General features: G+C 47.9%; 12 protein-coding genes. 4 read left to right on the top strand and 8 right to left on the bottom strand.

All coding sequences use genetic code 11. The annotated features are described in order from the left end of the window. Nucleotides 1–12: 12 nt before the first annotated feature. Entirely contained in the window at nucleotides 13–2,352 is a 2,340-nt protein-coding gene (locus ICN12_RS04745; protein WP_216271045.1) for an NADP-dependent malic enzyme, read from the bottom strand. A 72-nt stretch (nucleotides 2,353–2,424) separates the two neighbouring features. Here ICN12_RS04745 and thiL point away from each other — a divergent pair, with 72 nt between their 5' ends. Genes thiL through ICN12_RS04730 form a run of 3 tightly spaced genes read left to right on the top strand, consistent with a single transcriptional unit; the run spans nucleotide 2,425 to nucleotide 4,531 of the window. Next, nucleotides 2,425–3,447 carry a thiamine-phosphate kinase gene (gene thiL / locus ICN12_RS04740; RefSeq protein ID WP_216271043.1) on the top strand — a complete coding sequence of 341 codons (1,023 nt, stop codon included), beginning with the start codon at nucleotides 2,425–2,427 and terminating at the stop codon, nucleotides 3,445–3,447. Next, nucleotides 3,444–4,019 (top strand): phosphatidylglycerophosphatase A family protein, encoded by a 576-nt coding sequence (locus tag ICN12_RS04735; protein ID WP_216271040.1) that lies wholly within the window; start codon nucleotides 3,444–3,446, stop codon nucleotides 4,017–4,019. The genes thiL and ICN12_RS04735 overlap by 4 nt, the downstream gene beginning before the upstream one ends. Beyond that, nucleotides 4,016–4,531, top strand: a complete 516-nt coding sequence (locus tag ICN12_RS04730; protein WP_216271038.1) for a CinA family protein — start codon at nucleotides 4,016–4,018, stop codon at nucleotides 4,529–4,531. Before ICN12_RS04735 ends, ICN12_RS04730 begins: the two co-directional genes overlap by 4 nt. A gap of 22 nt (nucleotides 4,532–4,553) precedes the next feature. Here the strand turns inward: ICN12_RS04730 and corA are convergent, their stop codons facing one another. Then, on the bottom strand, nucleotides 4,554–5,525 hold the full coding sequence (gene corA, locus ICN12_RS04725; RefSeq protein ID WP_216271036.1) for a magnesium/cobalt transporter CorA: 972 nt from the start codon (nucleotides 5,523–5,525) through the stop codon (nucleotides 4,554–4,556). Between the two features lie 74 nt (nucleotides 5,526–5,599). On the opposite strand from corA, the gene pyrF reads away from it, so the two are divergent. Next, entirely contained in the window at nucleotides 5,600–6,445 is an 846-nt protein-coding gene (gene pyrF, locus ICN12_RS04720; RefSeq protein ID WP_216271035.1) for an orotidine-5'-phosphate decarboxylase, read from the top strand. A gap of 14 nt (nucleotides 6,446–6,459) precedes the next feature. Here the strand turns inward: pyrF and mtgA are convergent, their stop codons facing one another. From mtgA to mpl, 6 genes are read right to left on the bottom strand one after another with little or no spacing between them, the layout of a single operon-like run. Beyond that, entirely contained in the window at nucleotides 6,460–7,203 is a 744-nt protein-coding gene (mtgA, locus tag ICN12_RS04715; protein ID WP_216271032.1) for a monofunctional biosynthetic peptidoglycan transglycosylase, read from the bottom strand. 17 nt (nucleotides 7,204–7,220) lie between these two features. Continuing rightward, the gene (gene aroE, locus ICN12_RS04710) at nucleotides 7,221–8,129 is read right to left on the bottom strand and encodes a shikimate dehydrogenase (RefSeq protein WP_216271030.1); all 909 of its coding nucleotides are present in this window, start codon (nucleotides 8,127–8,129) and stop codon (nucleotides 7,221–7,223) included. A gap of 51 nt (nucleotides 8,130–8,180) precedes the next feature. Next, on the bottom strand, nucleotides 8,181–9,041 hold the full coding sequence (locus ICN12_RS04705) for an energy transducer TonB family protein (RefSeq protein WP_216271272.1): 861 nt from the start codon (nucleotides 9,039–9,041) through the stop codon (nucleotides 8,181–8,183). Continuing rightward, a complete protein-coding gene (locus tag ICN12_RS04700) occupies nucleotides 9,025–11,013 on the bottom strand; it encodes a ribonuclease catalytic domain-containing protein (protein ID WP_216271028.1) in 1,989 nt (662 codons plus the stop codon). Before ICN12_RS04700 ends, ICN12_RS04705 begins: the two co-directional genes overlap by 17 nt. Before the next feature lie 2 nt (nucleotides 11,014–11,015). Then, complete coding sequence (gene fabG / locus ICN12_RS04695; RefSeq protein WP_216271026.1) at nucleotides 11,016–11,744, bottom strand: 3-oxoacyl-ACP reductase FabG; 729 nt, start codon at nucleotides 11,742–11,744, stop codon at nucleotides 11,016–11,018. 5 nt (nucleotides 11,745–11,749) lie between these two features. Further along, nucleotides 11,750–13,156 carry a UDP-N-acetylmuramate:L-alanyl-gamma-D-glutamyl-meso-diaminopimelate ligase gene (gene mpl, locus ICN12_RS04690; protein ID WP_216271024.1) on the bottom strand — a complete coding sequence of 469 codons (1,407 nt, stop codon included), beginning with the start codon at nucleotides 13,154–13,156 and terminating at the stop codon, nucleotides 11,750–11,752. Between the last annotated feature and the right edge of the window lie 22 nt (nucleotides 13,157–13,178).

Below are 13,178 nucleotides of genomic sequence, written 5' to 3'. Positions count from 1 at the left end.
TTCAATCAAGCCTTAAGCAACACCTCTGGCATTACTAGCCGCCTCAACTACTGCCAAAGCAGTCACATTCACAATACGACGCACAGTAGCTGATGGCGTCAGAATATGAATCGGCTTAGCAGCACCCAAGAGCAATGGCCCAATTGCAATACCATTACCGGCGGCGGTCTTTAATAAGTTGTAAGAAATGTTCGCAGCATCAATATTAGGCAGCACTAGCAAGTTGGCATCGCCTTTTAAAGGGGATGAAGTCACTGCGCTAGCACGAATGGTTTCATCTAAAGCGCTATCACCATGCATTTCACCGTCCACCTCAAGTGCTGGATCTGCTTTCTGAATCAAAGCGAGTACTTCACGCATTTTGATTGCGGATGGCGCATTACTTGAGCCAAAGTTGGAATGTGAAAGTAATGCCACTTTCGGTACAAGACCTAACTTACGCATTTCGCTTGCAGCCATGAGTGTTAATTCAGCCAACTGCTCAGCAGTAGGATCAATATTCACATGGGTATCTACCAGAAAGACTTGGCGACCAGGCAAAATCAACCCAGACATCGCGCCATAAACATTAGCGCCAGGTTCGTGACCTACTACCTCATCAACGTACTTCAAATGGGTTGCAGAATTTCCAACTGTTCCGCAAATCATGCCGTCAGCCATTCCTTTGCTGATCATGATGGAACCAATCAAGCTGTTGCGACGACGCATTTCTAGCTTGGCAAATGATTCGGTAACACCCTTGCGCTCCGTCAACGATAAATAGGTTTGCCAGAAATCGCGGAAGCGAGAATCATTTTCTGGATTCACAATCTCAAAATCATCACCAGCTTTAATGCGCAAACCAAACTTACCAATGCGATGCTCAATCACTGCAGGGCGACCGATTAGGATTGGGGTAGCCAAATGCTCATCGATAATGATTTGAACCGCACGCAATACGCGCTCATCTTCACCTTCGGCAAATACGATCCGTTTTTGTGCAGCAGGGACACGTTTAGCAATACTAAACAGTGGTTTCATCAAAGTACCAGAGTGGTACACAAATTGTTGGAGTTGATTGCGATAAGCATCAAAGTCTTTAATCGGACGTTGAGCAACGCCATCATCCATTGCTGCTTTAGCAACAGCAGGTGCAATTACCGTAATCAAACGTGGATCAAATGGTTTTGGAATCAAATACTCTGGACCAAAGGAGAGATTCTCAATGCCATAAACAGAGGTAACTATCTCGCTTTGCTCGGCTTGCGCTAACTCCGCTACAGCCTTTACTGCTGCGACTTCCATGCCGCGCGTGATGGTGGTGGCACCAACGTCGAGCGCACCGCGGAAGATAAATGGGAAACACAATACGTTATTCACTTGATTTGGATAATCAGTACGGCCGGTAGCCATCACGGCATCAGGACGAACTTCTTTAACTTCTTCAGGAAGAATCTCTGGGGTTGGATTTGCCAAGGCATAGACCAATGGATTAGGCGCCATCTTCTTGACCATATCCTGCTTCAGAACACCGCCAGCAGACAGGCCTAAGAAAATATCAGCACCTTCAATAGCTTGATCGAGCGTACGCAATTCTGTCTCTTGGCAGAACGGTTCCTTCTCAGGATCCATCAATTCTTTACGGCCTTTATAGGCAACGCCAGCTAAGTCGGTCACCCAAATATTTTTACGGGGAATTCCAAGGTCAACCAATAAATCTAAACAAGCTAAGGCAGCTGCGCCAGCACCCGAGGTAACTAACTTCACATTACCCACATCTTTACCAACCACTTTTAAGCCGTTCAAGATCGCAGCGGCAACCACAATCGCAGTTCCGTGTTGATCATCATGAAAGACGGGGATCTTCATGCGAGCCTGTAACTTACGCTCGACTACAAAACAATCTGGCGCTTTGATATCTTCTAAATTAATACCACCAAAAGTTGGCTCAAGCGCCGCAATGATTTCAACTAATTTGTCTGGATCATTTTCATTGACTTCAATGTCAAATACGTCGATACCAGCGAATTTCTTAAAGAGGACTGCTTTACCTTCCATTACTGGCTTACTAGCCAATGGTCCGATATTTCCTAAACCCAAAACTGCAGTACCGTTGGTAATCACCCCAACCAAATTTCCACGTGCTGTGTACTTGAAGGCGTTTGCAGGATCTTTAACGATCTCTTCGCAGGGAGCAGCTACACCAGGTGTATAGGCAAGAGCTAGGTCTCGCTGGTTAGTCAGTTGCTTTGTCGGGGCAATCTCAATTTTTCCCGGGATCGGAAACTCATGATAGTGAAGAGCAGCCGCTCTTAAATCTGCTATCTGTTGTTCTTTGCTGCTATTGCTTGGTTTGCTCATCAGTTCACTCATCAATCAGACGTATTTAAGCTTCTAATTCTATCCCTCTCGGATGACAGACTCCCAAGAGCCATAAAATGGGGCATGCAATCGCAATCTTCCTCACTTGGTGAATTTGACCTGATTCAGCGTTTCTTTAAAACGCAGTCAGAGCTTATGCTTGCCGCGAATCCCGGATCGGTGAGACTTGGAATTGGTGATGACTGCGCCCTATTCAAAACCGAGCCCCATGAAGAAATGGCGATCACCAGCGATATGCTGGTCTGCGGACGGCACTTTTTTGCGGACGCCAATCCAGAGTGGTTGGGCTGGAAAGCCTTAGCTGTCAACCTCTCAGACCTGGCCGCCATGGGCGCCAAGCCTCTAGGCTTTACTCTGGCGCTAGCATTGCCGGAAGCGAATCCAGTCTGGTTAGAGGCCTTTAGTAAGGGTTTATTTGCAATTGCCAATCAATACGCTTGCCCGCTGATTGGTGGCGACACCACTGCTGGTCCACTCAATATTTGCATCACTGCTTTTGGAAGCATTCCGAAAGATAAAGCCATTAGAAGATCAGGGGCGTTGGAAGGTGATGACATTTGGGTTTCCGGAACAGTTGGCGATGCCGGGCTTGCTCTTGCTGCACTGCAGCAAGAAATTGATTTGCCAAAGACGGATCTTGAGATCATTCAAGCCCGCATGCATCAACCCAACCCAAGGATCAAGCTGGGAATCGCCTTGAGAGAAATTGCTAACTCTGCTTTAGATATCTCCGATGGCCTCCTGGGAGACCTAAAGCACATTCTGAAGCAATCGAATAAAGATGCAGAAGTCTTTTTAGATCAACTCCCGAAATCCGCCACACTACGCAAACTGTCGGCAGATATTCAGAGTCAATACGCAGCTAGTGGTGGAGATGATTACGAACTGTGTTTTACCGCTTCAAGCAGTAAACGGGATGTCATTGCCAAAATAAGTGCAGACCTGAATCTTTCGCTCACTCAAATTGGTAGCATCAAATCCATGCAACACTCGGCACCTGAGATACACATTGTTGGTAACGATGGGAAAGAATTAAATACTCAGGAAGCGGATTTACTGCTTAAATCTTTTGATCACTTCGTATGAATACCCAAGCCAATCCCACCTCCACTCCGATTCCTAGTTTTAAGTGGGTATTCAGGAAGCCTAGCCGCGCCCTCGCATTTGGCTTGGGTAGTGGCTTAGCGCCATTTGCCCCTGGCACCGCAGGAACACTATGGGCTTGGGCTGCATTTTTATTGGGCGAATATTTTCTGTCCACCGAAGAATGGCTGTGGATCATTGGTGGCGGAATTCTCCTGGGCTGCTGGATCTGCGGACAGGTCAGCGAAGAATTGGGGAAAAAGGATTTTGGCGGAATTGTCTGGGATGAGGTCGTTGCGTTCTGGCTAGTTCTGGTTTTCATCATGCCTGCCAATATTGGGATACAGATTTTGGCATTTGCACTATTCCGATTTTTTGATGCCTTAAAACCTGGCCCCATCGGAATGATTGATCGCCACTTCAAACATGTAGAAGGTGGTAATGACTCTTCGCCATCTAGCCCGACACAAATTGTGTGGCGCGGTTTTGGAATCATTGCAGATGATCTAGCAGCCGCATTCTTTACGCTTCTCACAATCGCACTAGTGCAAATTGGATTGGGTTACTTCTCATGAAAAATAATATTGATCCCCAACATGAAATTGCGAGGGCAGTGGCACTAGCTCTCAGTAATCGTGGTTGGAAAATGGCCTTGGCCGAATCCTGTACTGGTGGTCTTGTCTGCGCCACTCTGACGGACTTAGCGGGCTCTAGCGATTGGTTTGAGCGAGGCTATATCACTTATAGCAACGCCGCAAAATCGGAGTGCTTAAATGTTCCAGCGGAAACGCTTGAGTCCTTTGGTGCTGTGAGTGAACCGGTAGCTATTGCCATGGCTGAGGGTGCACTACGCAATGCCAATGTCAACGCCGCCATCTCCATTACCGGCATCGCTGGACCAACAGGTGGTTCACCTGAAAAACCGGTTGGTACCGTCTGCTTTGGCTGGGCAATTAAAGAGAGCATTGGAAATGATGTAATCAATACCGTCACAATGACAAAACATTTCAACGGTGATCGCCAAATAGTGCGGGAACAAGCGCGTGACTACGCGCTATCCAAACTTCTAGAGCTACTGCAAAGCTAAGAAGCCTAAAAAGTAAAGATACTTAGCGCGAGCTAAGCCAGCCTTTGTGGCGGAAGTACCATAAAGGAATCATCGCAGAAATCACCATCGACAGAATGGCAACTGGATAACCCCAAGTTTGCTCTAGCTCTGGCATGTAGCGGAAGTTCATGCCCCATACGCTGGCTAGCAAAGTTGGTGGCATTAAGGCGACAGATACCACCGAGAAGATCTTGATGATCTTACTTTGGTTCAAGTTAATAAAACCGACTGTCGCATCCATCAAGAAGTTAATCTTATCGAACAAGAACGCGGTATGGTTTTCTAGTGAATCAATATCTCGCAAAATCTGACGCGCTTCTTCTTGCTGCTCATCAGACAATAATTTACTACGCATTAAAAAAGACAATGCACGCCGAGTATCCATCACATTGCGACGAATACGTCCGTTCGTATCCTCTTCCTTAGCAATCGTTTCGAGCACTTCTTCGGCATCGTTATCAGTGATGTCATCTTGTAGAACGCGCTTACCGGCTTGCTCCAGATTTTCATAAACCTCTTCCAAGGCGTCGGCAGAATACTCAGCATCGGTAGAGTACAGATCCAGCAATACGTCTTTTGCATTGCTCACTGAACCTGGGCGCAAACGCGCACGCAAACGCACTAAACGGAATACCGGCAAATCTTCATCATGAATGGAAAATAAAACTTGCTTAGTCATCACGAAAGCGACTCGCACGTTGCGAGAAGTTTCTTCCTCATCCAATAAGAAATCAGTACGAATGTGGAGGTGGCCGTCATCAGCCTCGAAATAACGCGCAGAAGCCTCTAAGTCACCCAAATCATCCAATTCAGGCAAAAGAACGCCAAAAGCCTCTTTAATCCATAGGAGCTCTTCCTCTTCAGGGTCAACAACGTCGATCCAGATAGGGTTGGCGTATTGCAACAATTCATTGCGATCTTCCACTTGCTCTTGGGAGAGGCGGCCATTTTGCAGGACGAACAAGTTGATCATGGTGAACTCCTAAGGAATGGTCGCTAGTTTATCCTATCGAACATGACAGTTTGACTAAAATAAGCTTAATCCCAATGAACTCCAGCCCAAATACCTTTACCCAACAACTCCAGTCTGCGTGGGCTTCCCAAGGCAGCATGTTGTGCGTGGGCTTTGATCCAGATCCTAAGCGCTTGCCTGCATCATTCCAAGATAAGCCTGAGGGAATTTATGAGTTCTGCCGGGAAATCGCCGATGCCACTGCGGATACGGTCTGCTCATTTAAACCCCAATTCGCGTATTTTGCATCCCAGAGGGCCGAAGCCCAACTCGAAAAACTGGTTCGCTACCTTAAAGATAAATACCCTCATATTCCCGTCATCCTAGACTCGAAACGTGGTGACATTGGTAGCACTGCTGACCACTACGCCCTAGAGGCTTTTGAGCGCTATGGAGCTGATGCAGTAACCGTGAACCCCTATATGGGCTTTGACACTATCGAGCCTTACCTCAAGCACGCTGGCAAAGGTGTGATTGTTTTGTGTCGAACCTCCAACCCAGGAGGCTCTGACCTTCAGTTCTTGAATGTGGCTCCCAACGGCGAACCGCTTTATCTGCGTGTCGCCAAGCTGGCCGCACAAGAATGGAATACCTCTGGACAGATTAGCCTGGTAGTTGGAGCAACCTTTCCCGAAGAAATTGCTAAGGTACGAGCGATTGTGGGCGAAATGCCTTTACTCATTCCAGGCATTGGCGCTCAAGGTGGCGATATCGATGCCACTGTTAATGCTGGCAGGATTCCCAATAAGCCCGGGACTGGCATGATGATTAATTCCTCAAGAGCAATCTTGTATGCCAGCTCAGGAAATGATTTTGCCGAGGCAGCTAGACAGGTGGCTATCACCACGAGAGACGCCCTAAGAGCTGTAGCCAGTAAATAAAAGAGGCTACAGAATTAGCGGGCTTTTGGTTTCGGGGTGGGTGCTAAAGCCACCCGATCCATGTTTTCTAAAATAAATTCTTGCCGCGTGGGGAAGTGAATATTAGCCTTGCGACAGTATTGCGCCTTGTCGAAACACTTTGGTGCGGGCAATGCAGAAGCTAATGCTGCAGATTGCTCTCGATTGAGTAAGGCAGGGCTAATGCCATAGTAATGCTGAGCGGCAACACCGATACCAAATATTCCCTCACCCCACTCAACTGAGTTCAGATAGATCTCAAACAAACGTTGCTTAGATAGCATTACCTCAAGCAAGCCCGTAATGATTAACTCCTGGGCTTTACGAAAATAATTTTGCTCAGAAGACAAAAACAGGTTTTTTGCTAACTGCTGCGTAATCGTTGAGCCGCCACGCAAAGCAGTTTTAGATTTACCGCCACTTTGTTGATTCAGTTGTGAGTTTTTAGTCCAAGCTTTTTTCATATCCTCAACACGCACACCCATATGCTGGAAAAAAATATCGTCTTCACTGACCAACACAGCACGCTTGAGATTGGCAGAGATTTTGTCGTAAGGAACCCAAGATGACTGCACCGGGCAAGACCAAGACAGGCCACACAGTCGCCAGCGTTCAGTCCTCTGAAATGCAGTACCGCTAGGATCAAGCGCTGCCCATAACCCAATCTGAATGACAAGGTAAATTTGCATGGCAACAAAACCACCCAGCAAACATTTCAAAAGGTAAGAAAGCCAGCGCATCGAAGCTTAGCTAGAAACTAGGAAGTACGAAGTTCCGCCAATACAGCGCGAGAATCAATCGCATCAGCAAGCTTAGCGCCACGCCAGATTAAGAAGGCATCTGCAGCCTGCTCTACCAGCATACCCAAACCATCGCTCACTCGTGCCCCGCGATGCAAGGCTTGCTGCATGAACGTGGTCACCTTTCCGTAGACCATGTCATAGGCAAAGGATTGCGGGACAAAAATATTACTTGCTACCGTATCGCTAATGGGCGACTCGTTAGATAAACCTGCCGCGGTTGCATTAATCACCAGATCAAAAAATATGCCTGCCTTAGCGGCATCTTCTAGAGCACTCAAAGTCATTGCCCGCAAAGAAACATTTAACGACTTGGCCAAGCCACCAAACAATTGAACCAATTCATCGGCCTTAGCATTGGATCGATTGGCGATGATCAGCTCTTGCGGTGATTGCTCTAGAAGGGGGCCAAGCACTCCGCGAGAAGCACCACCCGCCCCCAACAATAAAATTCGGGAGCCTTGAATTTGAATACCTTGGGCCAATAGATCTCTGACTAAGCCAGCGCCATCCGTGTTGTCACCAAAGATTTTTCCATCTTCCATGCGCAGAGTATTTACAGCACCAGCGAGTTGAGCCCGTAGCGTCAATGCATCTGCCATAGCCTGAGCATCTAATTTAAATGGGACAGTGACATTCATACCCTTGCCGCCAGCAGCAAAGAAAGAGGTTGCTGCGGCTTTGAATTCACCAATCTCAGGCTGTAAACGTCCGTAATGCATTTTCTGTTTGGACTGCTCAGCAAATCTTGCGTGAATAGCGGGTGACTTACTATGTGAGATCGGATTACCAGCGACTGCGTAGACATCCACCCCAGGAAATTGGGTGGGGTCAGTATGCAACTCAGCGGAAGTGGATTGGCTCATATTGGTTACAGGATAAGCGAAATTTCTGAATAAATGCCCTAATTGAGAGTGCTAGGGACGTAGCTCCAAACGATCAGCGCTATCTCGCGTGAACTCAAATGTTGAAATCCAATCTAAGATATCTATCTGATTGCGCATCTCCAGCGGAAAAGGTCCGAAAGGGGCAGATGCACGCACGATAGCTAAAGCCTGTCGATCCAACTCAGGATTGCCGGAGCTTCGTCCAATACTTAAACCATCTTTACCCTGGGCATTATTAGCAATGCGCCCTTGGGCATCAACACTTACGACAATCACCAAACTGCCGTACAAAGGCCGACCATTCGCTCGTGGGAAAAATGCGCTTCCATAAGCCTCTATCTTTTGGCGCATAGCATCGTAATACTGCGCAAATACAACCGCTTTCGTGCTTGCACCAGTTAAGACTTTGCGACGGGGCTCGCGCCCATTCACTTGCAAACGCTTCGCTAACTCAGCTTCTAAGGAGTTAAGTTGTGTTGTGGCTTTTTTCTCATCACCACTTTTACGACCACCTGCTAGCGCCCGGTCTGCTTCGAGTTTCGCCAGCATTTGCTTTTGTTGTTTTTCTAAAACCTCGAGGCGAGCATCCGCTCCAAGTCTTGCTCGATGTAGCGCGCTTGCATCTTGATTGGGGGTGTTACCACCCCCATGCAAATCCGCCTGAGCCAATTTATTAGCCTGCTTGGGAGCCACTTGATTACTGGCATTAACCAAAACAACGCTCAGTGGCGTATTTAAGCGACGACTCTCAATCTCCCCAATGCCCCAGCGGAACGATAGGAAGATGAGGTGAGCCAAAATGGAGAGGCCCAGCGCATAGCTAAATGGGTAGCGGCGCCAACTACCATCCAAGCGCTCTACTAACTGCTTTAGCTTAGGTGGGACTTGCATCACTCTCAGGAACTTCTGGTGTTTCTATATGGAGAACGCGGACTCCCGCAGTAAGTTGCAAGAGATCTACATCGGCAATACTCACCTCAGCACGAGTCATGCGAGGATGGGTAGCCAACTCTGGAACCGGCAAATGCAAAGGCACTGGCTCTACTCGGGACATACCTTCTTTGAGATGTCTCACAAAGACCTGTTTAGGAACCCCATCCTGAGCAACCCATCGCAAGCACCAATATTTCTCGAGTCGATCTTGGTATTCAGCATATGCGGAATAACAGGCTTCAAAGTCAGCGGCAATGCCCATCAAGGTCGCATCTCGTGGTGGAAACGGCGCCACCATCTTTGCCGTAATACCATGTTTAGCCAAAGCAATGAGTTGCCACTGATTCACTAAATCAGAATAGCGACGTAGTGGTGAGGTACACCAAGCGTAATAGTCCAAGCCCAAACCTTCATGAGGTCCAGGGGTTGTCTGCATCCGAGTACGCAAGGGACCCCAACCTTTTTGCGTGCGAAACAAGCCAGGCAATCCGTTGTCCGCTAGCAAGCGACCCGAAGCACTATTGCAATAAATCATCCACTCGGCAACGATCGTGTCTAAGATGGAGCCGCGCTGGCGGGGAGCGATCTCAACGCGCTGGACTCCATCAAGCTCTTTAATGTGAAAATGAAAGTCTCGAGCTAAAGCATTTGGGTCCACAACCCCCAACTGCTCAGCGCGCAATCCATTGGCCACTCGCTGCTCTTGGCGCCCTGCATGCAATAACTTCGCCGCTGCCCACAAAATGCTTAATTCTTGACGATAAGCATAGTTGGCGGATTCATCAGCCAAACTTTCTTCGCTGACTAGGTGCTCCAAATTCTCGAGGCGAAGATTAGATCCCATCGGAACCATCTCGGCGCGCAACTGCAAAGAGTCTTTATCTATCACTCCAGTGGAATCAATATCAACATAGATTGATAAAGCTGGGCGAGCGGCGCCCTCATCCAATGAGAACTGCGCAATAACAGAGTCCGGCAACATCGTAATCTTGTCGCCAGGGAAATACACCGTAGACATGCGGGTACGGGCGACTTGATCTAATGCATCATCTTTAGTAATCACCAATCCTGGCGCCGCAATATGAATACCAATACGATGCCCGCCCTCAGCGAGTTCAGTTACCGATAAAGCATCGTCAATTTCCGTGGTACCGGAATCATCAATTGAGAATGCAGTGACCTCAGCTAGCGGCAACTCTGAAATAGCGGCATCCAACACAGCTTGCTCAACCGTCAGGTTTTCATCATGGGAAGAACCACGCGGGAAGTGTGCTTTTAAAAACATGCCCTGGTGGTATTCCAAGGGGGAGTTGATCGCGCCGCACCGGATCATGAGTTGCGCCGGAGACTCACCCGACTGATCACAAGCAGCAATCAAGGCCTTGTAGGCCAAATTATTTTTATCAGGAGCAAACAGCAATTGGTTTGCTTGAGATTTCATCATCTCTGGAAACACGCCAGAGATTAATTCTTCCTGCCATACAGCCTGCTGCTCTAATTCTCTCTGCTTTCGCTCAAGCGCAGCCAAACCAGCCTGCAGTTGCTCTAGCGGTGCTCTTTGAAAACGCCCGCGCCCTTTACGGCGAAAAAATACTGGCGCGCCCTGCAATGCAATCGCTAATGCAGTCTGTTGCGATATAGAGGCTTGTGCCCCGAAGTACTCTTGCGCAACATCCACTAAACCAAACTCTTCATCGGGAGCGCAATCCCAAAGAAATTGCAGATCAATCTCTTTGGATAAGACATTTGCCTCATCCATCAGGGCTTGCGGCTCTGGCTTTTCAAAACGCAACCAAACTTCTTTAGCCTTTAGCTTAATTTTCTTCCCAGATAGGCTAGTCGCCTGCCAAGACTCAGTATCTCCAGCGCCAGAGGCAGACTGAACTGTGGCGACCTTAATGTCGCCACCTTCTTCATATAAAAGATGCATGCTTAGAGAGAGATCCCGCCGCTGGCCTCAAGTGCCACGCCATTCACATAACTTGCTTCATCACTCGCCAAAAATAAATACACGTTTGCCATTTCTTCAGGAGTACCTAAGCGACCGAGCCAACTCCGTCTTTCAATATCTTGCAAAATATTTTCTGGCATCGCCTTTACCATCTCAGTAGCAATAAAGCCTGGGCAAACCGCATTTACCCGAATACCTTTGGGGCCTAGTTCACGGGCCCAGGTTTTAGTAAATCCAATGACACCGAATTTCGTAGCAGAGTAATTTGTCTGGCCAAAGTTTCCATAGATGCCGACAACACTCGAAGCATTTACAACGGCACCTTTGCCTGCCTCCAACATATGCGGCACTACCAACTGTGTGCAATTGAATACACCCTTGAGATTGACATCAATCACCGCATCAAATTGCGCTTCCGTCATTTTGACTAGGCGCGCATCCTGAGTGATACCAGCATTATTAATTAAGATATCAATACGGCCATGGCGTTGCATGATTTGATCGACCGCAGCTTCGATACTCGCACGATCTGTCACGTTCACGACATAAGCTTCGGAGCCAGGAATCAGATCCACTGCAGCCTTGACTGCATCCGGATTGACATCGGCAATCATGACCTTAGCACCCTCTTGGGCAAAGCGTTTAGCCGTGGCAAAACCAATCCCTTTAGCTGCGCCGGTCACGATGGCTACTTTATCTTTCAATCTCATGCTGATCACTCTGCTTTCTTTTGTATTGCAGTCAATATTTTTTGATGTACACCACCGAAACCACCATTACTCATCACCAGAATGTGATCGCCGAGCCTTGCTTCATGAGCAACAGCCTTAACCAATGCAGCTAGGTCATCAAAAGCTAAAGCACGATCGTTTTCTTTGGCGTTGAGTGGTGATAGGACTTCATTCAAATCCCAACCCAATGACTCTTTACCAGAACTAGCACCATAGGCGAAAACTTTATCGGCCGCTTCCAAGCTATTAGGCAACTGCGCTTTCATGACACCAAGCTTCATCGTATTAGACCGCGGCTCTAAGACTGCCAAAATGCGTGCCCGCCCAACACGTCTACGCAAGCCATCTACCGTTGTCGTAATCGCTGTCGGGTGATGTGCAAAATCATCATACACAGTGACCTCATTTGCAATGCCAATCGTCTCTAAACGTCGCTTTACATTTTTAAACTCAGTCAAAGCGCGTGCCGCATCAGCTGGAGAAATGCCAATGTGATTTGCGGAGGCGATTGCTGCAAGCGCATTGAGTTGATTGTGGCGCCCCATGACTCCAGAATCTGGCGCCCATTGAACATTCGCAACCTCTTTACCCTCATGAAAAACAATGAAGCCATCAGCCGCTTGAGAAATCAAAGACCAAGCGTTGTGTTTATCTTGACCAAACTTTTCAACAGGGGCCCAAGCGCCTCGTGCAATCACTCTTTCTAAAGCTGGCTCTTCACCATTGACCACTACCAAACCATTGCTTGGCACCGTGCGGACTAAATGATGAAACTGCGTTTCGATTGCAGCAAGATCAGCAAAAATATCGGCGTGATCAAACTCAAGGTTATTTAATAAAGCGGTGCGCGGACGATAGTGAACAAACTTACTGCGCTTATCAAAAAACGCCGTGTCGTATTCATCGGCTTCGATAACAAAGTATTTGCTCTCACCTAGACGGGCAGATACCGTGAAATTCAAGGGCACTCCACCAATTAAGTAACCTGGCTTGTAGCCATTGAATTCCAAAATCCAAGCGAGCATTGCAGAGGTCGTGGTTTTACCGTGCGTTCCAGCAACAGCCAAGACATGCCTATCAAACAGCACCTGCTCACCCAACCATTGCGGTCCAGATGTGTAAGGCAGACCTTGATTGAGAATGGCCTCCATCAGTGGATTGCCGCGGGAAACGACGTTACCGATTACAAATAAATCCGGCATCGTCTCAAACTGTAATAATTGATCTGGCGAGAATCCCTCGATGAGCTCAATGCCCTGCGCCTCAAGTTGAGTACTCATTGGTGGATACACGTTGGCATCACAGCCAGTAACGCGATGTCCGGCCTGCCGAGCGATTGCGGCAATGCCGCCCATGAAAGTACCGCAAATGCCCAAGATATGAATATGCATTGGGGAATTTTAGCTAAGGAGT

Source organism: Polynucleobacter sp. AM-25C3, assembly GCF_018882335.1.
In the GTDB taxonomy this organism is placed as follows: Bacteria; Pseudomonadota; Gammaproteobacteria; order Burkholderiales; family Burkholderiaceae; genus Polynucleobacter.
The sequence above is the reverse complement of the archived record's forward strand: the minus strand, read 5'-3'. Positions and strand labels throughout refer to the sequence as shown.